This window comes from Candidatus Polarisedimenticolaceae bacterium, assembly GCA_036275915.1.
Lineage (GTDB): Bacteria > Acidobacteriota > Polarisedimenticolia > Polarisedimenticolales > DASRJG01 > DASRJG01.
On record DASUCV010000022.1, the window covers coordinates 81,821 to 105,330 of the forward strand.

Sequence of the window (23,510 nt, forward strand, 5' to 3'; positions counted from 1 at the left end):
CGGCACCTCCATGCGCGCATCTTAAGCCCGCGGGGTGCGCAAGAGACGTGGGATTCTCGTCGCGCCGGTCAGAGAAGCGGAACGATCAGAGAGGCTCGGACGGGGACTTGTTGTGTCCCTTCTTCTTGCCCTTGCCGTTACCGCTGTTGCCCGGGTCGGTGCCGCCGGTTCCGCTGCCGTCGATCTGGTACGGAGTCGGGGACCCGGCCTTGGCACCGGTTTGCAGCTGCGCGCTGAAGCCCGTCATGAACGAGTTCACCTGCGTGTCGGTCACGACATTTCCGGGCCGCGTGGTCGTCACGTTGAGGCCGAGCGCGCCGGCGATCGACGCCACGTCGCCTTCCGTGAGGGCCTTGTCGAGCGAAAGCGCCGGCAGCGTGTAGCCCGCTCCGCGGAGGCTCGCCTCGGCGGCCACGGGGCCGGAGGCCTCGAGCTTCTTCGCCTGAGCCAGCCGCGTGTAGAAGTTCCCGACCGTCGGACCGGCCGCGAACGCGGGCAGGCCGATGGCAAGTACGCCGAACATCGTGAACGCCAAGAATCTCTTCATCGAACTTTCCTCCCCCTGCTCGGGATCCGAGAGACACCGCCCAGCGTGTCGAGTTGGGTCTGCCGTGCCGATCCGCCCATCGAGTTGCGACGACAACAATACTGGCAGAACGGCCGTTCGTCCAAGGCTCCTTTTCGAGCGCCCGTACGCCTCACTTTTGCGTTTGGGGGACGGCAGCCGATCGGCGCCGGGCGCTCGCTCGACGAGAGTTACCGGGATCGCGGCCCCGAGTCAATCGGCCGGCGAAGGTCTCTGTTGCATCCGTGCAACGGATAGAATCGCGGCGTGATGGGGCCGTTCCGCCGATCGCCCTGGTCCGCAGCGCCGGCGGTGGCCGCCTTCCTGGTGTACGCGGCCACCCTCGGCGCCGGCTTTCTCTACGACGACGAGGCGTTCCTTCGAACGAACAGGTACGTGCAAGATGCCTCGCTCTTGGTGCGCCTGCCGGCGATGCCGTTCCTGTCTTCGCCGGCGATGGGCAACACGAACTACTACCGCCCGGTCGTCGGCGTCCTCGACAACCTGACGTGGCACGCGCTCTCCGGCCGGCCGCTCGCCTTCCATCTGCTGAGCATCCTCCTGCACATGACGAACGCCACGCTCGTCATGCTGCTCGTCCGCAAGACGTCGGCCGTCCTTCCCTTCGTCGCCGCCGGCGCGGGCGTGCTGTTCGCGGTGCACCCGCTCGCGAGCGAGGCGGTCGCGTGGCCGAGCTGCCTCGCCGAGCTAGCGTTCACGGCGTTCGGCCTCGGCGCGCTCCTGCTCCACGTCTCCTCATGGGAGGCGCCCGCCGCTCTCGCGAGAAGCCGGCGCCTCACCGCCTGTCTGCTCTTCGGGCTCTCGTGCGGGTGCAAGGAGACGGCGGTCGCCTTCCTTCCGCTCCTCTTCCTCGCCGAGCTGTGGCTCCGGCCCGGCGGCCGTATCGGCTCCGCATGCCGCGCGGTGCTCCCGTGGATCGCGGTCGTCGGAGCGTTCTTCGCGGTCCGGTTCGCGATCATCGGCGGGCTCGCAGGCGGCCGCGGCATGCGAACGGCGGCCCAGTCGCTCTGGAACGCTCCCGGTCTTCTCCTCCGCTACCTGCGTTGGATGGTCGTGCCGTCGCCGCTCCTCATCGAGCACGTCGTCTCACTCGCGCGCGGACCGGGGGCGGCCTTCGCGATCGGGGCGGCGGTCCTCGCCCTCGCGGGCGCCGGCGTCCTCCGCCTTCGGCGCTCGCGTCCCGATCTGGCGTTGGCGGCCGCGCTCACGGTGGTCCCGCTCCTTCCGGCCCTCTACCTCCCGGCACTCGGCCGCGACCCGTTCGCCGAGCGCTACGCGTACCTGGCGCTCGCCGGATTCTCCTGGCTCGTCGCCGGGGGTGTTGGGTCGATCGCCGCGCGGCCGAGCGGTCGCGTGCCCGCTTGGGTCGCTCCCGCCGTCCTCTATATCCTCGCGATCGCGGGCGCGACCCGGACGGTGAGGCGCTGCGGCGACTGGATCGATGACGGCACCCTCGGCCATGCGTCGGTGCGTGACGAGCCGAGGGCGGCGATCGGTTATCTCCTCGAGGGAGGCTGGCTCAAGGCCGAGGGACGGCACGAAGAGGCGTGGCGGGTCTATCGCGCAGGACTCGACGCCGTTCCCACGAGCACCGAGCTTCCGGTCAAGGCCGTGGAGCTCGGCGTCGAGCTACGGCATCTGAGCCATGACGACGTCCTCGCGCTCTACGAGCGCCTGGTTCCCCTCTCGCGCGACAGCGCGCCGGCGCAGTTCAACCTCGGGCACGCGCTTCTCGAGGGTGGCCGTCTCGACGCCGCCCACGCCGCGTTCGCGCGCGCGCTCGAGCTCGTCCCCGATTCCGCCCCGAGCATGACGGCGCTCGCCGAGGTGACCCTGAGGCAAGGGGACGCCGCGAGCGCGGAGGCGCTCTGCCGCCGCGCGCTCGTCCTCCGCCCCGGCGACGCCGCCACCCTCGCGATCCTCGAGGAAGCGCAGAAGCGGGCTCCGTGACGGGCCGTCACTCTTCCTTCGACAGCTCGTCGATCGCATCGGCGAGGCGTGCGCGCTCGGCGGGATCGCGCTCGATCTCGAGGGCTTGACGAAAGGCCCTCCGCGCCCCGGCGAGATCGTGCCGGTCGTTCCAGAGAATGGCGCCGATCGACTTCAGGAAGCTCGGATCGGCGGGTGCGGCGGCCGCGGCCGCGCGGTAACGGGCGATCGCCTCGTCGAACTTACCTTCCTGGTAGGCGAGCTGGGCGAGGTCACCCAGCGCCTGAGCGTCGTCCGGGCGGAGACGGAGCGCCGTTTCGAACGCGCGGCGCGCGTCGTCGAGGCGGCCCGCGGTCGCGAGCACGACACCGGTCTCGACGGAGAGCTCGGCGCTCTCGGCGCCCGCGGCTTGCGCGTCGGTCGCGGCCGCGAGCGCGCCGGAAAGGTCGCCGCGCGCGTGGGAGGACGCGATGAGCGACGCGCGCGGCGCGGCGAAGTGCGGATCGAGGGCGATCGCCTTCCGCCATTCGGCCTCGGCGCTCGTGACGTCGCCCGCGCCGGCGAAGGCGGAGCCGAGGTCGAACCGGTTGACCGCCGACGTGGGCGCGAGCGCGAGCGCCGCCTGGAACGACCCGATCGCATCGCGGTAACGCCTGTCCGCCAGGAGCGCCTGTGCGCGCACCGAGAGGGCGGGAACGTTCCGGGGATTCCGCCGGAGGATCGCGTCGGCAGCCGCGATCGTCTCCCGATGGCGGCCGCTCGCGTACAGCTCCTTTGCCCGATCGACCGCTTCCGCCAGGTCGACGACGTCCTTCGGGTCGAGGATCGGGGCCGCGGCGGGCGCCGACGCCCGTCCCACGTAACCGAGCGACGCGAGCTTCGCGCGCTCTTCCTCCGAGATCGGTGCCTCGGAAGCGGCGGCGGGCGGCGGTCCGAGCGCCTCGAGGAACCGGCGCCCGACCGGGTCGCCGTCGGTATAGATGTTCTTCGTCTGGCCCGGATCCGCCGTGAGGTCGTAGAGCTCGCGCTTCGGCAGATCGATGAAGGCGTAGCGGCCGTCGGTGAGGCCGCGAGGCGCCGCCCACCCGTACGAATCGTTCGGCAGCATCGACTCGTACCCGATCGTGCGGGGAGGGAGGGACTCGCCGCCGACGGCGGAGACGAGCGATCGGCCGTCCTCGCGTTCCGCCCCCGGAAGCCCGGCGAGCGCGGCGACGGTCGGGGCGAGGTCGACGAGCGACACCAGGCCGGGAACCACGCGGCCGCGCGGGACGCCGGGACCGGCGATGACGAACGGGACGCGCAGCGTCGAGCGGTACGTGAAGATGCCGTGGGTGCGCTCACCGTGCTCGCCGAGGCTCTCCCCATGATCGCCCGCGACGACCACGATCAGCGGCTGCTCCGGACGTGACAGGCCGTCCAGGAGCTTCCCGATCTCGGCGTCCATCGCGGCGATCTCGCCCTGGTACGGGTCTTCTCTGTAACGGGTTCGGAACGGCTCGGGCGGCTCGTACGGCCAGTGCGGCTCGAAGTAATGGACCCAGAGGAAGAACGGCGAGGAGCCGGCGCGGGCCATCTCGAGCGCGCGCGCCGTGGTACCGGCGCCCGAGCGCTCGCGCGGTCCGTCGAGGTGCGCGTCGTAGGTGCCGAACCCGGCGTCGATCCCCCACACCGAATCGAGCACCGGCGCCGAGACGACCGCCGCCGTGCGCCAGCCGGCCGCGGCGAAGCGGGCGGCCAGGGTCGGTATCCGTCCGTCGTAGCGCGACACGCCGTTGTCCCGGACACCGTGCGTCGCCGGCGTGCATCCGGTCATCATCGCCAGGTGAGCGGGGAGGGTGATCGGCGCGGGCGACCAGCACTCCGCGAATCGCGCGCCCGAACTGGCCAGACGGTCGAGCGAAGGCGTTCCGGCGCCGGCCCGCCCGTAGCAGCCGATGCGATCCGCACGCGTCGTATCGAGCGTGATGAGCACGACGCTCGGGCGCGGCGTGGCCCCCGCCGGCGGCTTCGCGGCGGCGAGCGCGAGCGCCAGGAGCTGGGCGAAGAAAACCATCACGGCATGGTAGCCTTGCCGGCCGTTCCGATCGTCGCGGAGGAGAGTCCCATCGCCACCGCGTCCCTCATGCGTCGACTCGCGCTCGCATGCCTCCTGGCCGCGTATCCCGTCGCGGCGGCCGAGCCCGTGCGGCTCGTCCTGCTCGGCACGGCGGGTGGCCCCACGCCGAAGGCGAAGCGCGCCGCACCGGCGGAGGCGCTCGAGATCGGCGATCGCGTCTACGTCATCGATTGCGGGAACGGGGTCGGGCGCCAGCTCGCGCTCGCCGGCCTCCCCCTCGACCACGTGCGCGAGATCTTCGTGACGCACCACCACTCGGACCACACCGCCGACCTGACGACGCTTCCCCTCCTCCTCTGGGGGACATCGCTCCAGGGCACGCTGGGGATCCACGGCCCACCGCCGCTCGCGAGGAGCGTGAAGGCCGGCCTCAAGGCGTCCGCGTTCGACATCGCCGCCCGAGTGAAGGATGAGGGACGCACACCCCTTCCCCAGCAGCTCCGCGTCGATGAGTTCCGGCACGATGGCGTCGTCTTCAAGGACGACCGCGTCACCGTGACCGCCGCGCGGGTCGACCATCCGCCGATCGAGCAGGCCTACGCGTACCGCTTCGACGCAAGGGACCGCAGCATCGTCTTCTCGGGCGACACCGCGCCGTCGGCGAGCCTCGTCCGCCTCGCACGCGGCGCCGACGTTCTCGTCCATGAGGTGCTTCTCCTCGACCGCGACGAGGTGGCGGCATGGCTGAAGCTGCCCTCCGATGACCCGCTCGTCCGTCACATCGTGAGCAGCCACACGAGCTACCGCGACGTGGGGCGGATCGCGCGCGACGCCGGGGTCAAGACGCTCGTCCTCACGCATTTCGTTCCCGGAAATCTGGACGTCGATCGCGACCGCGTCGTCGGCGAGATCCGGAAGACCTTCGCCGGCGAGATCGTCCTCGGCGAAGACCTGATGGAAGTGAAGTAGCGCCAACTTCCGGTCCGGCCCGCTGTATTTCCTCGCGAGGGTGGAATTCGGGAGCGGTCCACGAACCGCACCCCGGGTTGAGAGCCCCGGCGACAGGGGGACGCGCGAGAAGTGGGGCAGGTCTCACGCGATTCCGTCGCCGGGGCGATCCGCTAGCGGCCGATCAGCGGATTGATCGGCTGTGGATCGTCGCCGATCTCCCAGACCTTCATCGCAAGCATCGCCACAGTCAGGGTGAGCTCCATCATCGTGACCTCCGTGGTTGTGGGACCCGGGGTCATCGAACCGCCGTGGCTCAACTATCGGACCGGGCGTGGCCTGCGGAGCCGTTACCGAACGGCAACCGCGCCGGCGGTGGCCGCTCGAGAGCGCGCGCTGCCGCGCGAATCCCCTGCGCAATTGTTGCTTGACAGCAACAAGGAATGGTCACACACTTCGGCCAGCTACGACGGAGCTCCGGCCATCGAGACCAGCGGGTGGACGCGCACGGGAGGCCACCGGGCGCGTCCGCCAGCACCCCCCCGCGACCCCCGCTCCCGCCCTTACTTCGCGGGGGGGATTTTGAGCGCGGCGAGCTTTGCGGCGAGATCGGTGCCCGCGGTCTTCGCGTGCACCTCGCGATCGACGGCGGCGATCTTCCCATCGGCGCCGATGTAGAACGTCCATCGGTTGGCGAGGCCCATGCCGGGGATCAGCACGCCGTAGGACTCGGCGACCTTCTTGTCGGGATCGGAGAGGATCGGATAATCGGCCTGAAGCTCTTCAGCAAACTTCTTGTTCGTCTCGGCGTCATCGACCGACGCGGTGAAGTAGACAACGTCGAACGCGCGGATGGCGGCGCCGCTCTCACGGAGCGACTTGCACTCCGCGGTTCAGCCTCCGGTGAACGCCTTCGGGAACCAGGCCAGCACGACCGTCTTCCCTTTGAGCGCGGCGAGGTCGTGCACCTTGCCGTCCGACCCCTGGAGCTTGAACGGCGGGGCCGGGTCCCCCACCTTGAGCTCGGCCGCGAGAGCGACGCCCCCGAGCCCGAAGATCGCAAGAACGCCCGCCAAGACCTTGCGCATGATCCGGTCCCTCCGCGGACAGTGTGGCAGCGGCGGCGTCAGGTTCCAAGGGGACGCCCCGCCCTCAATTCATGATGGCCGTCACCTCAGGGAGCGTAGGCCAGGCAGCAGTACGAGCCGTCGGCCTGCGCCGAGCAAATGATCCCCGGGTTGTTCGGATTGCATGGTTGGCCGACCTGGGACGCACTGCACGACTTGATCCCACGCTGGCAGTGCGCGCCGCCGGGCGCGGCCTGAGTGCGGAGCGATTGGACGCCCGCCCCTGCGGCGGCGATCGCGACGGCGAGGCAGACGAGACGCAGGACTCGGTTCAACTTCATGGGGACCTCCCGGATTCCACGGTTATACGCCCAATCCCGACGCCGCGAAACAGTGGATTGACCCTGCTCACGCTCCCGGTATATCTAAGGCGAATAGCTCGCGGACGTGCGTCGTCCGCGCCCGCCTGGGTGCCACGGAACTGGGGCCGCTATGAAAGCCAACGCGATTCTCCTGCTAGGCCTCCTCGTCTCGCCGGCCGCGGCAGCGCCACCGGTGAACGACACCTGCGCGGGCGCCCTTCCGATCGCCGACGGCCCGTACCCGCTCCTGACGCCGCCGGTCGATGCCATCGACGCAACCCCTCAAGGCGTCGACGACGCCGGGCTGTTTCCTGCGTCCTGCAATGCCGATGGGACCGACTACACGGTCTGGTACACGTTCACGCCATCGGTGAGCACGCTCTACACGTTCACGACCTGTCCGGGGCTCGCCGCCGGCGAGACGGTGGACGACACCGTCCTCGCGATCTTCTCGTCCTCGGACGGCACGTGCGGCGGGACGCTCACCGCGCTCGACTGTCAGGATTCGGAACCGTCATGCCGCTCGGACGTCGTCGACCCTTCGAAGATCTCGGCGGCGCTGGCCGGCGGGACGACCTACTACGTGGTCGCCGGTCACTGGGTACCGAACAGCACGATCGCGCCCGGCCACGCCGATTTCGCCCTCTACGTTCAACGACTGAACACCGCGCCCAACGACACCTGCGACGGAGCGGTCGAGCTTCCGGTGGACCGGCTCGTTGAGGGATCGACGATTGCGGCGGGTGACGACTACCGGTCGCCATCGACGGCCGCCTGCTTCGGCGGACTGCCGGGCACGAACAATCCAACGACCGCGCCAGGGCACGACGTCGTCTATACGTTCACCGCACCGGCGGCGGGAAGGTACTCGATCCGTACCGTGACACTGAATCCCACGACCGCTCTCGCCGGTCAAGACCTGGTGCTCTACGCATCCGAGGCCTGCCCTGCGAGCGGCGGCACGGTGAGTTGCCTCGCAGGCGCCAATCGCGAGCTCGTTGGGAACAGCGTCACGACGGCCACCGGCGCGAACAACAATCGCTCCGAAGAGCTGCACTGCCTCGACCTGACGGCGAACGAGACGATCTATGTCTTCGTGGACGACGCGGCAGCCGACAACGCGGGAGGCACCTTCGGTATCGAGGCCACTCCGTGCCACGACGAGGTCGAGCCGAACGACACACCGGCGACGGCAACCCCGTACAGCGCGGCCTCATGCGGCGATCAGGAAGGGACGATCTCGGCGGCCCCGACGTATCACTGCATCCTCGGCTCGACGCCGGGCGCTGCGTGTCAGGTCACGGCCACCGTCGCCGGCTCGCCGACCCAGCCGGTCAATTGCGGCGGCGCTCCAGGTTCGTGCTTCCCGGACTCGCTCTGCCAGTCCGGTCCGAATCTCGGCAACACGTGCGTTCCCCGTTGTGTCAACGGTTCGACCCCCGGGATCGTCTGCACGGCCAGCGCACAGTGCGGCAGCGGCGGGACTTGTCAGACGAACGGCGGTTGCGGGATCTGCAGCTCCGGCACCAACAGCGGCCAGCCGTGCGTCAACAACGCAAACTGCGGTACCGGCGGTGTCTGCGCCTCCGGCATTTGTGGCCGAGACGCCAACGAAGGCGACGTCGATTTCTGGAGTCTCGGGACCGTGGCACCCGGATCGAAGATCTACGCTACGGCGGCGGCCGCGAGTGCGAACGACACGGATCTGCGTCTGCGCGTGACGACGGCAACCGACACGCTCGGGTTCGACGACGACGACGGCCAATCGATGAACGGCTCGCTCTCACCCGTCATCGCCGGCGCTCTGAACGTCTCCGGCGGCGACACGTACGTCAGGATCAGCAAGACCTCGTCGTTCCTCGCCGAGCCGTATCGGCTGTACGCGGTCGTCGAGCCGCCGATTGCCCAGGCACAGAACGAGAATGGAGAGGGCTGGGACTTCACCTACGGCTGGCCTGCGGATGGTCTCTTCAACGACCCGGTCACGAATGGCGGTTACATCCGCGGCACGTTCTTCAACGGAACGGACAGCGACTGCTACCGCATGTTCGCGCACAAGGGCGACGACATCGTGTGGTTCGGCGACTCGAACCCCGATCGCTCGACGTTCTCGCCGGCCGCCGGTCCCTCGATTCCGCAGATCATTCTCTACGACGCCAACGGCGCCGGGATCAGCAACTTCCTCTTCACGACGAACGCGACGATCCGCAACAACGGTCCGGTCTCCGTGGCGAACAACCTGATCTCCGAGGCTCCGGACGTCACGTCGTTCTTCCAGCACTGGCGTGCGACGTACACCGGCTCCTTCGAGCTGTGCTTCTATCCGTTCGCGGCTTCCGGCGTGAGCGTCCCCGGCCCGTTCCCCGCGCCGTACGCGGGCGCAATCACGCTGAACTGCGGCCCTGTCCCCGCGGCCGGCCCGGGGACCACGACGGCGGACGTCGCGATCTCGATGACGGCGGCTCCGACCGGCCCGATGCCGACGAGCGGGCCGCTCACGTACACAATCATCATCACGAACGTCGGGAGCGACCTCGCGCAGATGGTGACGCTCGACGATCCGCTCCCTCATACCCTCCGCTATCTGTCGGCGACGGTCGACGACGGGTTCGGCGGCAACAACACGGCGTGCCTGGCGGTGCCGACGCCGGGCACCGCGGATGCGCCGTTCGACTGCACGACGATGTCGCTCGAGGCCGGCGCGTCCGTCAGGTACACCTTGAACGTGCAGGTCGCGGACTGTATCGGCGGTGGGATCGACGTCACCAACGCGGTGACGGTGTCGACCGAGTCGACCGACCCGAACACCGCGAACGACGCGGCGTCGAGCTCGTTCACGACGATTGAGAACAACAACTGCGATCAGCTCGCGTGCGACGCGAACGGCTGCGTCGTCGACCACTGTTACATGCCCGGGGTGTGCGTCGAGGGCGCGTGCAACGCTGTGGCGCGCAACTGCGACGACAACAACGTCTGCACGGCCGACTCCTGCAATCCAGCGGTCGGTTGCATCAACGATTCGGGCGCCGGGCAACCTTGCGATGATGGGAACCCCTGCTCGAACGACTACTGCGATCCGATCCTGGGCTGCGTTTTTCCGCCGGCCCCATCCGGCACGCCGTGCAACGACTTTTCCCCGTGCACGACCAACGACGTCTGCGACGGGGCCGGCAGTTGCTCCGGCACGACACCGTGCGACGATGGGAACCCCTGCACGGACGACTTCATCGGCGACTTCACGAGCTGCTTCTGCGAGCACGTGCCCAGCCCCGACGGAACCCCGTGCACGGACAACGATCCCTGCACGGCGGGCGATACCTGCCAGGCCGGCGTCTGCGGCACGCGGCTCACCCCGCCGGAAACCCAGGGTGTTTCCTTCGACGCGGACAAACAGAACATCTGGTGGACGGCCGTAACCAACGCCACGGCGTACGACGTCGTGCGAGGCTTGGTCAGCGGCCTACCGGTCGGCCCGGGCGGTGGCGACGAAACGTGCTTCGGCGGCCTCGCTGTCAACGGCCTCGTGGATGCCGCGACGCCGGCGCCGGCTACGGGCTACTGGTACCTCTCGCGCGGCACGCACGGAAGCTGCGTGGGCACGTTCGGGCAAGCCAGCGGCGGAACGGAGCGCGCGACGGCGACGTGCCCGTAAGAACCCACGCGTTATTACTGGTGGCCGTGGCCGGGGTGGCCGCGACAATCGCGCCCGCCGACGACGAGCCGCAGCGCACGGGGATGACCGAGCGTACCGGCCGGCGGCTGATCCAGGTCGACGTGTCGGTCACGGGCCCGGCGGACAAGATCGCCGGTCTCGCTCGTGACAGGTTCGAGGTCACGATCGGCGGCAAGACGGTCGTCCCGGTCGCCGTCGATGAATTCTGCTCCTCGGCGCAACTCGCGCCGCCGGGTGGAGGGCCATCGGCGACGATATCTTCCGCATCCTCGCCCGGGCCCCCGACCTCCTACCTCTTCTATTTCGATCAGAGGAACCTGACGGTCGACGGCCGGAGGCATGCCTGGGAACAGGCGGCCAATCTCGTTCGCACGCTCGTGCGCAACGGGAACCGGGCCTCGATCGTGGCCTCCGGTAGCCGCTTGGCCACCTTGCAGGACTTCACCGACCGGCCCGAGCTTCTCCTCGCCGCGCTGGAGCGTCTTGTCGCCGATCCCCGGCACTGGGACGATTACGCGACGCTGGAGTTCAAGCGCGAGCGCGACATCGCCGACCTCATCAAGCATCGCCAACCCGAGGCGGCGTGCGGCTTGGCGTTGACGTACATGCGTGAGGAGGCGGTACGGTCGCGCCAGGCGCTGGACCTCCTCGGAGCGACGCTGACACGGTTCTCACGCCTCGACGAGCCGAAGATCGCCCTTTACTTCGCCGACACGCTGCGCGACGAGCCGGGCCGGCACTATGTCCTCCCGGTGGGGCGCGACTGCGTCCTCGGCGCCGGCGACATGATGTTGTCGTTCGGAAAGCTGCATGCGGACGCCGCGGCCTACGGCGTCAAGCTGTACGCAGTTCAAGGGGAAGGAATCGGCGAGGCCTACCCGTCCGGGTCGCCGCGCGAGATCGCGCGGCACGACGCCGAAGGCGGCCTGAAAGCGCTGGCGCTCGACACCGGCGGCGATGCCTTCTTCAGCGGGGCGAGCGCCGCCAACGTGGCGAAGAAGATCGTGGCGGACGCGGCGTGCGTCTACCTGCTCAGCTTCGACCCGAAGGACCTGCCGGAGGATCGGTCGGTCCCGATCGACGTGCGCGTCCTCGCTCGCGGCGTGCACGTGCGCACGCAGACGTCGGTCGTCGTTCAGAGCGAATCGGCACGCCGCACCTCGATGCTGCTCGCCTTGTTCCTCAACGAGACCGGCGGCGCCGACACGATCGCGATGCGCGGCGGCGTGGTGCCGCTCGCCGTCGTCGAAGGGCGCCTGCGCGTGCTCGTCCAGACCTCGCTCCCCGAGACACAAGGCCCGCATCGCGAGGCATGGGACGTCGGCCTGTCCGTCGTCTCGGGAGGCCAGGTGAGTCGCGAGGCGTCGGGGCGCGTCACCGTGGACCGTCCCGGCGTGAGGATCGTGCTCGAGTCCGAGACCGAGATCGAGCCGGGCGAGTACGAGGTCGCGACGGCGGCGGTGGAAGACCTCTCCGGACGCCTCGGCAACGGCAGGCTCGCGGGAACGTGGTCCGGCAAGATCGGGCCGAGCGGCATCGCGGGGATCGCCGTCCTCCAGCCGGGCACCGGCGCGTTCCTCAGAGACGGTGCGGTGCGCGAGAACGGCTCGATGGTCGTCGCCGACGGCGAGCCCGTCCATTCCGACCGGCCGGTCGCCTTCGTCAGTCTGATTTGCCGCACCGCGAAGAAGCAGAAGACCGCGCGCGTCCATCGCGTGCTCGGGGGCGCGACGATCACGCTCCCCGACGACGACGTCGCGTTCGAGGGCGCCGCATGCGTCCAGGTGCGCGACGTCGTCCCGCCCGGCACGCTCGCCCCGGGAACGGCGAGCTACGCCGTTCGCGTCGAGGGCGCACCCGAGGGCGCGACTCGCGCCGTGGTGGTCGAGTAGCGCGGGCCCTACTTCGCTTTCGGCCTCGCGACGAGGATCTTGCCTTCGGGGCCGTCGGCGATGAAGACGACGTCGTCGTCGGACGCGACGGCGTTCCGCGCGCCTTTCGCCGTCGCCACCGAGCCGGCTTTCGTGAGGCCGCCCTTCCCGTCGAGCGTCGCGACCGTGAGCGTTCCGGCGCGTCCCGCCGCGGCGTAGAGCTTGTGGGTCTTCGGGACGTAGTCGAGGTTGTCGACCCCTTCGCCGGTCTCGAGCTTCGCCAGGATCTTCCCGTCGCCGGCGGCATCGAGCGTCGCAACGTGGTCGGTGCACGCGACGACGAGGACGCGACCCTCGGGCTCGACGGCGAGGCCCCGCGGACCGGCTTCGCCGCACCCGGGCTCCCACGTCGCCGTCACCTTGCGCGACTTGAGATCGATCCGGAGCGTCTTGTCCTTGTCCTCGAGGTTCGTGAAGAAGAGTCCGTGCGCATCGTCGACCGCGTAGCCTTCGGGATCGCCTTCGACCTTGAACGAGCCCGCGACCTTGGGGGCCTTCGCGTTCGAGACGTCGAGGACGACGATCGACTGGTCGCGCGGCGTCGTAACCCAGACTTCTTTCGTCTTGCCGACGTAGACGACGCCGTCGGGCGAACCGGGGAGCGTCACGCAGCCGAGCTTCGCCAGGCTGGCGACGTCGATCGCGCACACGCTCTGATCGCCGCGATTGCCGACGTAGACGACGCCGTCGCCGACGCTCGCGGAGGTGGGGCCCACGCTCCGCTTGGTGCCGTTCCTTTCGATCTCCTGGGTCTTGAACCCGTCGACCTTCTTCACGTCACCGGTTTTCGCGTCGATGACCGCGACCGATCCGGTGCCCGCGGCGGGCACCCACGCGCGGCCGCGCGTGCGGTCGATCGCGAGGTAGTCGAGGAAGAGGCCTCCGGCCGGCGCTCCGGGGAGCGCCACGGATGTCACCGTGTACGTGTCATTCGGCGTGTCGGCGGCGAACGTGAGCGAGACTACGGCCAATGAGCAGATGAGAACGGATCGCATGGGCACCTCCGGAAACAAGGAGGTTACTCCCGGGCGGCCGAACGTGAGCCGAATGGGCCGTCCGCCGTACGATCATCCAGGCGGTGTCGGCGGCATTCATGCGACCTCCCCGCGGGACACGGCGGCGACGAGCTGGCGCAGCGCGGCTCCCCGGTGCGAGACCTTCTCTTTCTCGTGGCGCGACAGCTCGGCGAACGCCCGGCCGGACGGCGGGTGGAAGAAGACCGGATCGTACCCGAACCCGTTGGTCCCGCGCGGCGCGCGCAGGATGAGCCCCTCGACCACGCCGTGATAGGTCGCAAGCGTGGCGCCTCCGCGCGCGACGGCAAGCACGCAGCGGAAACGGGCGGTGCGCGCAGGGTCGGCGGTGCCGTCGAGCTCGTGCAGGAGCGCGCGGCAGCGCGCGGGGTCGTCCAGGCCCGGGCCGCCGTACCGCGCCGAGAGCACGCCGGGCCGTCCGCCGAGCGCATCGACCTCGAGACCCGAGTCGTCCGCCACCACGAGATGCGGCGTGCGCCGCGAATACTCCTCGGCCTTGAGTCTGGCGTTGGCCTCGAACGTGTCTCCGGTTTCCACGACCGGCGTCCGGTCGCTCAGGGACTGTAAACCGTCGACCGTGAACTTCTCTTTCAGCGCTTGCGCCAGCTCCGCGACCTTCCCTGGATTCCCGCTCGCCAGCACGAGGGTCGGCATCGCGTCGTCCTCAGCGCGCGACGGTGACTCGCGTCAGGGCGTCGCCGAGCGCCTCACGCTGGGCTTCGTGGAGCTTGTCGATGCCGACGTTCGCCAGGTCGAGAAGGCTGTCCAGACGCTCGCGGCGGAACGGCTCGGTCTCGGCGGTTCCCTGAACCTCGACGAACCGACCGTCGTCGATCCGCACGACGTTCATGTCGACCTCGGCCGTCGAGTCCTCGACGTAGTCGAGATCGAGGAGCGGCCGCCCCGTGACCATCCCGACGGACACCGCCGCGAGCATCCCGGTCAAGACCGGCGAGCCGATGAGGCGCTTCTCCCGCAGCCTCGCCAAGGCCAGCGCGAGCGCCACGTACGCGCCGGTGATGCTCGCGGTCCGCGTCCCGCCGTCGGCCTGAAGGACGTCGCAGTCCACCCACAGCGTGCGCGCGCCGAGGGCGGACCGGTCGACGACGCTCCGGAGCGCGCGGCCGATCAGACGCTGGATCTCCATCGTGCGGCCCGACGGACGGCCCTTCACGCTTTCGCGCGCCGTGCGGTCGCGCCCCGAAGCGGGGAGCATCGCGTATTCACCGGTGACCCAGCCTTGACCGCTGTCCTTGAGGTGCGGGGGCACGCGGTCCTCGACGGTGACGGCGCAGAGCACGCGCGTGTCGCCCATCGCGATGAGCGCCGAGCCGGGCGCATGGCGGAGCCAGCCGGGCGTGATCGTCACCGGGCGCAGCGCGTCGTCGGCGCGACCGTCATGACGGGGCATCCCTTACTCCTTCTTTCCGGCCGTCGCGACGAGGCTCGCGTCCGGCCCGATGGGGCGTCGCACGTCGACGTGCCCGCCGAGCGTCTCGCGCTCGCGGCCGTCGATGAGAATCCCGACCCTCTTGATCTCGGGGACGTTGGTCGTCAACGAGTCGACGATCGCGTACAGCCGCAGGATCTCCTCGGAGCTTCCCGCGAGCCCGTCGGCGAGGCCGCTCGAAAAATCCGCGTAGGCGGTCCCGTCGTCCCGCACCCAGAGGCGGCGGAGCGTCGTCCCGTCCGGAGCGAACGGCAGCGCGCCCTCTCCTTCCGGCCCGTCCAGGAGCGCCGCCAGGATCTGCGCACCTCGGTCGGCGGGACGCGGCGTCTCGATGATGGCCCGCGACTCGGCGACGAGGCGGTCGTCGGTCGCCGACGGAAAGTAGAGCGTGACGGTGCTCTTCGCGAGCGGCGCCGCCTCGGCCGCGGGTGGCGGCGAGGCGGGAGGCGCCGAAGGCGTCTCCGGCGACGGTGCGCCGGCGTTCCTGTTGCCTCCGCCGCACGCCACCGCCGCAAGGAGCGTGAGGCCGAGCGCGAGCGCGCGGCTCACCGGCTCGCCGCCAGCTGCTGGCGAAACTCGGCGACCGCCCCTGCCACCGCCTGCGCGATCTTGTCCCGGTACGCATCGTCCTTGAGCCGGCTCTCCTCGTCGGGGTTCGAGATGAACCCGCTCTCGACGAGGATCGCGGGCATCGTCGCTCCCATGAGAACCCGAAACGGCGCCTGGCGCACTCCGCGATCCTTCACGCCGGTCAGGGTGTTGAGCGAGCGCTGAACCGCCTCGGCGAGCTTGCTCGACTCGGCGAGGTGCGAGTTCTGCGCGAGGTCCCACAGAATGAGGTCGAGCCCGGCGCCGGTGTCGCGCGTCGCGGGCGTGGCGGGCGTCGCATCGCCGGCGCTGGGCGAGGCGTTCTCGGCGGCGGCCGAGCTCTTCGCGTCGGCGTCGGAGGCGCTGGGAGCGAGGAAGTACGTCTCCGCGCCGACCGCCGCCTTCCGCTTCGAGGCGTTCAAGTGAAGGGAGAGGAACAGCTCCGCCCGGTTCTGGTTCGCGATCGCGGTGCGATCGTCGAGCGGCAGGACGCGGTCGTCGTCCCGTGTCAGCACGACGGTGACTCCCTGCTTCTGCAGGAGGTCCTTGAGGCGCCTCGCGAGATCGAGGGTGACGTCTTTCTCCTGGAGGCCGCCGGGCCCCACCGCTCCGGTCTCGACGCCGCCGTGACCCGGGTCGATGACGACGATGGGAACGGTCTGCGAAGCGGCGGGTGCCACCTCGACCGCCTTCGCGGTGCGGGTGCCCTGCGCGTCGAGGACGAGACGGTAGGGATTCTTGAGCTCGAAGGAGTCGGCGCGCTTGTACCCCGGACCGGTCGCGAACCCGAGCGTGCGCTCGCCGTCCTGACGCCATTCGGTGAGGATCGAGTCGTCGAGCTTGCCGGTCGCCGGGTCGGGGTCGAGCGCGGCATCGCAGGATACGGTGACGCGCCCCGCCTGCTCGGCGACCTTGCACGACGTGCTCTTCGCGAACGTCAGGACGACACGCGTCGAGGGCCCCGAGGTGTCGGAGGAGATGCGCACGCCGACCGCGGCGGCGGCATGCATCGAAACGAGGACGGCCAGAACGGCGAGGAGCGCTCTCATGACGGCCCGGGATTGTGTCACAACGCTACGAACATGACGTGAGCTCGAGGATCTCGGCGGACAACGTGACGTCCAGCTCCTTGAGAAGCGCGAGCCGGTCGCGCTCGCGCTTGCGGACACCGCGGTAGCTCATCACGGCCGCGTCGAGGAGCGCGGCGCGGTCGAGGCGCGCGGCGTGACGCCAGCGCAATTGCCGCTTGAGCGCGAAGGCGGGATGGAGCGCCGCGAGAGCGCCGACGACGCGGTCACGGCCCGCGGCCTCTCCTTGCGACGTCCGGCGAAGCTCCGCCAGATCGTCGGCGCCGGGGAGGACGACGACGAGGAGGCCGCCGGGCGCGATGATGCGCGACAGCTCCGCGGCCGGCCGCCGCCCGAAGATCGAGACCGCGAGCGGGATCGATCGGTCGGCGAGCGGCAGCGCGCGATCGGCGTTGGCGACGAGCCAGGTGAAGCGCGGCTCCTTGCGGGCCGCGAGCGTGACGGCGCGGCGCGAGAGATCGACGCCGCAAACGGACGAGGCGCCCTTGAAGAGCTTCGCGGTCAAGCTCCCCTCGCCGCAGCCGACGTCGAGGGCGTCCTGCGGCAGCACTCCCGCGGGAGCGACGATCTCGCGCAGCACCTCGACGAGCCCGTCCGCGAAACCCCGGCCGATGAAGCGGCGGCGTGCATCGGTCGCCTGATCGCGATCGCCCGCGGCGGCGGAGCGCTTGTCCTGCGGCTGAAGGAGGTTCCAGTACCCCTCTCGCGCGCGGTCGAAGGTGTGCTTCGACGCGCAGACGAGGCGCGAGCCTTCGCGCGCGAGCGGCAGCCCGCAGTCGCGAACGGTGCAGCGAAGCTCCAGGCTCATGACATCCCGAAGCGCGCGTCCTCCGTCTTGCGGAGGCTCGGCGTGCGCCAGCCGAAGCGGCGAAGGGCGTCGTTCGCGCGGCCCTCGACCGCGTCGGCGACGATGGCGCCCAGGACCGGCGCGAACTTGAAGCCGTGCCCCGAGTCGCCCGCGGCGACGACGAGGCCGGGGCGATCGGGATCCGCGCCGATCCAGAAGTCGCCGTCGAACGAGTCGGAGTAGAGGCACGTCTTCGACGCGCGGAGGGGCAATTCGGCGAGCTCGGGGAGACTCTCCTCGAGGAAGCGCCTGAGCGCCGCTTCCTCCGAGGGCAACGTCACGCGGGGTGCGTCGGGCTCGACGCGCCTCCCGGGTCCGTGGTTCGCGATCTTCACGATCCCGTCCGCGTTAGCGGGGAAGCCGTACCAGCCGGTCCGCGCAATGTCGGCCGCCCAGACCGGGAAGCGGTCCGCGCGCCAGCGCTCGGGATCCGGCGGCTTCAAGTGAAAGACCGGCTGCGCCACCGGCCACAACGCCTCCGAGAGGTGAGGGAGGAGATCGGTCGTCCACGCTCCCGCAGCGACCACGGTGGCGTCCGCGTCCTGAGCTTCGAGACCACGCACAGAGGTGCCATTGCGAACGACCACTCCGGCCTCACGTGCCTCCGCCATGAGGCACGCGACGACGGCACCGCTTTCGACCCACCCCGCCGAAGGATTGAAATAGCCGTCGACGTAACCCGAGCGATCCCACGCGGGAAAGCGCTCGCGGAGAGTTCTCCGCGTTAGACGCGTGACGTCGTGACCGCGGCTCGTCAAGAGCGCGAGACTGTCGCCTTCGAATGTGCCCGTTTCCAGGATCGTGCGCGAGAGCAAGAGGAACCCGGTCTCATGAAAGAGCGGGCGCGGCCAGCGTGCGTTCCATCGACGCCACTCCAGGATCGCTCGTTCCATCAATTCCGTATAGAAGGCGTCGGCGCCGTAGTCCATGCGCACGATCTTGCTGATGTCGGTCGACGCCGCTTCTTCGCGCGGTGCAATCCCCGCATCGAGCAACGTCACGACGTGTCCCCGCGCGCGCAGCGCGAGCGACGTCGTGATGCCGAAGATCCCGGAACCCACGATGATGACGCGCACGGCCGCAGCATGTCGGCGCTTCGCGCGGCGGTCAAGATCGGTCGGCAACGCATCGAAAAAAGACCTTCACGCCCTATCGAACTCTGGGTAAATTCTGGATGGTGCTCTCGGGGGGAATTTTCATGACTCGACTACTGCGGGTTCGACCGTCCGCGGCGCTCGTCCTGCTCGCGCTCTTGACCTGCGGCGTGACGATGACGCTCGCCTTCAAGGCGCCCGACAAGGCGGGCCGGTTCGATTCACTCGTCATCTTGGATCCGAGCATTCCTCAGTACGTCACCTCCAAGCCGATCGAGTCGCTCCCCGCGACCGACGCGATCCGCCAGAGATGGGAAGGCTTCCGTGCCTCCCATGCCGGTGACTGGCGCGTGGCTCTCGAGGATCGGACCGGTGCGCCGCTTCTCGTCGAGGGACGAGGGATCGCGTTCGTGCCCGGGTCCGGCAACGCTCTTCCGCCGGGACAGCCTTTGACCGTCGATGCGCTCGCGTCGAAGCTGCAAACGTTCGTCGGCAGCAACAGCTCGCTCCTCCTCACGGACAGCGGCGACCTCCGCCTGAACGCAGCCGCCTCCGGTGAGATCGCGAAGGACGTCTGGCTCGTGGTCTTCGACCACGTCGTCGCCGGCGTCCCGGTCGCGGGCGACCGCTATCAGTTCGCGATCAGCCACGGAAACCTCGTACAGTTCGGTGCGTCACGCTGGAGCAAGGTTACCGCGAGCCCGATCCCGGACGTCGCACCCGAGGCGGCGTTCGGTCACCTGCTCGCCTACATGGGCGTCCGCGACGGCGAGAGCTACAAGGTCGCCGAGGGCGCCAAGCTCCAGTATCTTCCCGTCCGCACCGTCGACCAGACCGCCGCGTACACCGGCAGCGTGGGGAACGGGTACAACGCCAAGCTCGCGTGGCGCGTCGGCGTCAGCGTCGCGGGCGAGCCTGGAACGTGGGTCGGTCTCATCGACGCTCACAGCGGCGAGATCCTCGGCTTCTTCGACGACGACGAGTACGCCCAGGCCAAGGGTGGCGTCTTTCCCGTGAGCAACGACGGCATCCTTCCCGACGGCGTCGAGATCCCCGGGTACCCAATGCCGTTCACGAACATCACGATCGGCGCGTCGACCACGTTCGCCAGCTCCAGCGGCAGCTTCGCGTGCACGCCGGGCGGGTCGTCCGCCACCACGACGCTCGCCGGCCAGTACGTCAAGGTCGCCGACTCCTGCGGCGCCATCTCGAAGTCGGTCACCTGCGACAACGACCTCGACATGGGCGGCAGCGCCGGCACGGACTGCGCGGTTCCGGCGGGCGGCGGCGGTACGGGCAACACGCACTCCGCGCGCAGCAGCTTCTACCACCTGAACCGAATCGCGGAGCACGGCCGCTCGTGGCTCCCCGGCAACGCATGGCTGAACTCCCAGCTCACCGACAACGTCAACCTGAACCAGACCTGCAACGCGTACTGGCAGCCGAGCACCGGTACCGTCAACTTCTTCAAGTCGGGCGGCGGCTGCGGCAACACCGGCGAGATCGCGGGCGTCTTCCTCCACGAGTGGGGCCACGGCCTCGATCAGAACGACGGCGGCGGCACCGACAACCCCGGCGAAGCGTACGGCGACATCACCGCCCTCATGTCGACCCACGTCTCCTGCGTCGGCCGCGGGTTCTACGCCAGCCCGCCGTCGAACTGCTCCGGCTACGGCAACGCGTGCCTCAACTGCACGGGGATCCGCGACCAGGACTGGAACAAACGAGCCAACCACGCGCCCTCGACCGTGAGCGTGTTCATCCCGACCTGCAACTCGGGCAGCGGCCCCTGCGGCAGGGAGGTCCACTGTGAAGGTTATCTCGCCGGCGAGACCCTCTGGGATCTCGCGAACCGCGATCTCCCTGCCTCGGGGATGGACACGGCGACGGCGTGGCAGCTCGCCGACAAGCTCTGGTACAAGTCTCGGAACGGCTCGGGCGGCAACGCGTACGCCTGCTCCACGGCGACGCCCCAGACGAACGGCTGTGCTGCGAACGCTTGGTTCTCCATGCTTCGCGTCGCGGACGACGACGACGGCAACCTTGCGAACGGCACCCCTCACGCCGCCGCGATCTTCGCCGCCTTCAACCGCCACACGATCGCGTGCGGTCTCGCCACCGACGCCTCGAACCAGAACTCGTCGTCGTGCCCGGCGCTCGCCGCTCCCGCCTTGGCGACGACCCCCGGCTCGTCGTCGGCGGCGTTGACATGGAATCCGGTGCCCAACGCCGTCACCTATCGCGTCCTTCGCACCGACGCCGGATGCGACACCGCCTCGACGACGATCGCCACCCCGGCCACGACGAACTACACCGACTCCGGCCTCGCGAACGGCTTTACCGAGTACTACCACGTGCAGGCGATGGGCTCGAACCCCGCGTGCGAGGGCGTTCTCTCGAACTGCCAGGCGGTGACGCCGCAGCCGTTCGCCGGCACCATCAAGCTCGACGCCTCGACGTACAACTGCTCGGCGACGATCCACATCACGGTCACCGACGGAAACGTCGCCGGCGCCACGACGAGCATCAACATCAAGTCGGGCACCGAGCCGGCCGGCGAGACGGTGACGCTGAGCCAGACCGGCGTGGCCACGTACACCGGCTCGATCGTGGTGACGAGCGCGGCGCCCGGATCCGACGGGCTCCTCTCCGTTACCAGTGGCGACACGATCACGGCGACCTACGTCGACGCCGACGACGGCCAGGGCGGGACGAACGTTCCCCGCACGACGACCGCCGATGCCGACTGCAACGCGCCGACCATCTCGAACGTCCAGTCGTCGAACGTGACCGGCCAGAGCGCGCGGATCACCTGGGCGACGAACGAGAGCTCGGACAGTGTGGTCCATTACGGGCTCGCACCACCGCCGGGATCGACCTCGGGCAACCCGGCGCCGGTCAGCGCGCACCAGATCGATCTCCTTGGACTCCAGGAGTGCACGCCGTACGTCTTCTCGGTCTCCTCGACCGACGGCGTCGGCAATGCCGCCAGCGACAACAACGGCGGCGCGTACTACGGCTTCACGACCCTCAAGAACATGCAATTCAACTACCCGTCCCCGGACACGCCGAAGCCGATCCCGGACCTCACGACGACCAACAGCGCCCTCGTGGTGGCCGATAACAGGATCATCCAGGACGTCAACGTCAAGGTGAACTTGAACCACACCTACGACTCCGACCTCGCGATCAAGCTGATCGGACCGAACAACGTCGTCGTGAACCTGTCGCTCAACAACGGTGGACCCGGCGATGACTACATCGACACGGTCTTCGACGACCAGGCATCGACGCCGATCGCGAGCGGCGCGCCGCCGTTCACCGGCTCGTTCATTCCGCAGCAACCGCTCTCGGTCTTCAACGGGCTCCAAGGGAACGGCACCTGGACTCTGCGCGTCATCGACAGCGTCGGCGGAGACTCGGGCACCCTGAACAGCTGGAGCCTCTCGCTGACCTACCCGAACCAGCCGTGCGGGCCTCACGCTATCTACAACTTCAATGCGCCGATCGCCGACACCTGCGGGAGCGGCGGCGCTGGGAACGACAACCTGATCTGGGAAGCAGGCGAGACCGTGCAGTTCAGGGTCAACCTGATGAACGACGGCACGGCGCCGCTGACCGGCGTCACCGCAACGCTCGTCCCGACGACACCGGGGGTCACGATGGTCAACGCCACCGCGAGCTATCCGGCGATCGCGGTCGGCGCTTCGGCCGATTCCAACGCCCCGCACTTCACTGCCAAGCTCGCGACGAACCTGCCGTGCGGCTCCCCCGTCTCGTTCCAGGTCAACATCCACGCAAACGAGGGGTCCTGGACCGGCAGCTTCAACCACACGGTCGGAGCGATCGTCTTCGCCATCGACACCGCGCTGCAGGAGGACTTCTCGGGCGGCATCCCGGCGACCTGGACCGTCGTCGACGGCGGTACGGGTGGCCTGGCCGGCGCCAACACGTGGACGACGGCCAATCCCGGAGCCCGCTCGCCGGCGCCTCCGATCTCGAATCCGTTCGCCATCGTCGACAGCGACAAAGCCGGAACCGGCGCGATTCAGGACGAGCAGCTCATCACCCCGGCGATGGACCTCACGACCGCGACCTCGGCGCAGCTCGAGTTCGACCAGTGGTTCAAGTGGTGGAGCGGCGGCAACGCGGAGCTCGGAGACGTCGACGTGAGGTCGTCTCTCAGCGGCGGCAACTGGGTGAACGTCTACAGAACCCCGCAGAACAACGTGCCGGCGGCGTGCGACGGCACGACGTGCTCGACTGCCGACCATCGCGTCCTCGACATCACCGCGCAAGCGGCCGGAGCGTCGAGCGTCCAGATCCGCTACCACTACTACAACGGGGCGTACGAATGGTGGTGGGAGGTCGACAACGTCAAGGTGACCTACACCGAACCGACCGGGTGCACCCAGACGGTCTGCTCTGCGGCGCCGACCTCGGTCAAGCCGGTTCCCGACGGCTCGTTCGGAACGTCGTTCAAGGCGACGCGGAACGACGCGGCGGGGACGCAGATCGGCGTCACGTGGGACGTCTCGACCTGCGTCTCGACCGGTTACCACATCCTGTACGGCAATCTGGCGAGCGTGGCGTCGCTCACCCCCACGGGATCGGCGTGCGGGATCGGCGTTTCCGGGAGCTATAGCTGGACCGGCGTCCCGGCCGGCAATCTCTGGTACGTGATCGCCGCCGACGACGGCGCGACGAACGAAGGAAGCTGGGGTCTGACGTCGAGCGGTGAGCGCGGCGGCGGCTCGGCTTCGGGTCAGTGCAGCATGGCCACGAGAGACAACTCGGGCAGCTGCCCGTAAGTCACGCTTGGGGGCGAGGCGGCGCTCGCCTCGCCCTCAAGCT

At 69.3% G+C, this 23,510-nt stretch carries 16 protein-coding genes; 5 read left to right on the forward strand and 11 right to left on the reverse strand.

Annotation, left to right across the window (positions count from 1 at the left end; all coding sequences use genetic code 11):
- Positions 1 to 85: 85 nt before the first annotated feature.
- Positions 86 to 547, reverse strand: a complete 462-nt coding sequence (locus tag VFV19_17225) for a hypothetical protein (GenBank protein ID HEX4826043.1) — start codon at positions 545 to 547, stop codon at positions 86 to 88.
- A 288-nt stretch (positions 548 to 835) separates the two neighbouring features.
- On the opposite strand from VFV19_17225, the gene VFV19_17230 reads away from it, so the two are divergent.
- A complete protein-coding gene (locus tag VFV19_17230) occupies positions 836 to 2,536 on the forward strand; it encodes a tetratricopeptide repeat protein (GenBank protein ID HEX4826044.1) in 1,701 nt (566 codons plus the stop codon).
- A 7-nt stretch (positions 2,537 to 2,543) separates the two neighbouring features.
- Here the strand turns inward: VFV19_17230 and VFV19_17235 are convergent, their stop codons facing one another.
- Positions 2,544 to 4,571, reverse strand: coding sequence for a sulfatase-like hydrolase/transferase (locus VFV19_17235; protein ID HEX4826045.1), 2,028 nt, complete (start codon positions 4,569 to 4,571; stop codon positions 2,544 to 2,546).
- A gap of 6 nt (positions 4,572 to 4,577) precedes the next feature.
- Between VFV19_17235 and VFV19_17240 the strand changes: the two genes are divergently transcribed.
- Positions 4,578 to 5,543 (forward strand): MBL fold metallo-hydrolase, encoded by a 966-nt coding sequence (locus VFV19_17240; GenBank protein HEX4826046.1) that lies wholly within the window; start codon positions 4,578 to 4,580, stop codon positions 5,541 to 5,543.
- Between the two features lie 542 nt (positions 5,544 to 6,085).
- On the opposite strand, the gene VFV19_17245 is transcribed toward VFV19_17240, so the two are convergent.
- Together VFV19_17245 and VFV19_17250 are read right to left on the reverse strand one after the other, a co-directional pair.
- Positions 6,086 to 6,610, reverse strand: coding sequence for a peroxiredoxin (locus VFV19_17245; protein ID HEX4826047.1), 525 nt, complete (start codon positions 6,608 to 6,610; stop codon positions 6,086 to 6,088).
- A gap of 86 nt (positions 6,611 to 6,696) precedes the next feature.
- Positions 6,697 to 6,930, reverse strand: coding sequence for a hypothetical protein (locus tag VFV19_17250; GenBank protein ID HEX4826048.1), 234 nt, complete (start codon positions 6,928 to 6,930; stop codon positions 6,697 to 6,699).
- 151 nt (positions 6,931 to 7,081) lie between these two features.
- Between VFV19_17250 and VFV19_17255 the strand changes: the two genes are divergently transcribed.
- A complete protein-coding gene (locus tag VFV19_17255) occupies positions 7,082 to 10,603 on the forward strand; it encodes a DUF11 domain-containing protein (protein ID HEX4826049.1) in 3,522 nt (1,173 codons plus the stop codon).
- A gap of 35 nt (positions 10,604 to 10,638) precedes the next feature.
- The gene (locus VFV19_17260; GenBank protein HEX4826050.1) at positions 10,639 to 12,516 is read left to right on the forward strand and encodes a VWA domain-containing protein; all 1,878 of its coding nucleotides are present in this window, start codon (positions 10,639 to 10,641) and stop codon (positions 12,514 to 12,516) included.
- A gap of 8 nt (positions 12,517 to 12,524) precedes the next feature.
- Here VFV19_17260 and VFV19_17265 read toward each other — a convergent pair whose 3' ends face one another.
- The 7 genes from VFV19_17265 to VFV19_17295 form a co-directional block, all read right to left on the reverse strand.
- On the reverse strand, positions 12,525 to 13,550 hold the full coding sequence (locus VFV19_17265; GenBank protein HEX4826051.1) for a hypothetical protein: 1,026 nt from the start codon (positions 13,548 to 13,550) through the stop codon (positions 12,525 to 12,527).
- A 96-nt stretch (positions 13,551 to 13,646) separates the two neighbouring features.
- Complete coding sequence (gene rdgB / locus VFV19_17270) at positions 13,647 to 14,243, reverse strand: RdgB/HAM1 family non-canonical purine NTP pyrophosphatase (GenBank protein ID HEX4826052.1); 597 nt, start codon at positions 14,241 to 14,243, stop codon at positions 13,647 to 13,649.
- A gap of 10 nt (positions 14,244 to 14,253) precedes the next feature.
- On the reverse strand, positions 14,254 to 15,000 hold the full coding sequence (gene rph, locus VFV19_17275) for a ribonuclease PH (GenBank protein ID HEX4826053.1): 747 nt from the start codon (positions 14,998 to 15,000) through the stop codon (positions 14,254 to 14,256).
- Positions 15,001 to 15,003: 3 nt separating this feature from the next.
- On the reverse strand, positions 15,004 to 15,588 hold the full coding sequence (locus VFV19_17280) for a GerMN domain-containing protein (protein ID HEX4826054.1): 585 nt from the start codon (positions 15,586 to 15,588) through the stop codon (positions 15,004 to 15,006).
- Positions 15,585 to 16,676 (reverse strand): N-acetylmuramoyl-L-alanine amidase, encoded by a 1,092-nt coding sequence (locus VFV19_17285; protein ID HEX4826055.1) that lies wholly within the window; start codon positions 16,674 to 16,676, stop codon positions 15,585 to 15,587. Before VFV19_17285 ends, VFV19_17280 begins: the two co-directional genes overlap by 4 nt.
- Positions 16,677 to 16,701: 25 nt before the next feature.
- A complete protein-coding gene (locus VFV19_17290) occupies positions 16,702 to 17,523 on the reverse strand; it encodes a methyltransferase domain-containing protein (protein ID HEX4826056.1) in 822 nt (273 codons plus the stop codon).
- Complete coding sequence (locus VFV19_17295) at positions 17,520 to 18,638, reverse strand: FAD-dependent oxidoreductase (protein HEX4826057.1); 1,119 nt, start codon at positions 18,636 to 18,638, stop codon at positions 17,520 to 17,522. The genes VFV19_17290 and VFV19_17295 overlap by 4 nt, the downstream gene beginning before the upstream one ends.
- A 122-nt stretch (positions 18,639 to 18,760) precedes the next feature.
- On the opposite strand from VFV19_17295, the gene VFV19_17300 reads away from it, so the two are divergent.
- Positions 18,761 to 23,467, forward strand: coding sequence for a proprotein convertase P-domain-containing protein (locus VFV19_17300; protein ID HEX4826058.1), 4,707 nt, complete (start codon positions 18,761 to 18,763; stop codon positions 23,465 to 23,467).
- Positions 23,468 to 23,510 lie beyond the last annotated feature (43 nt).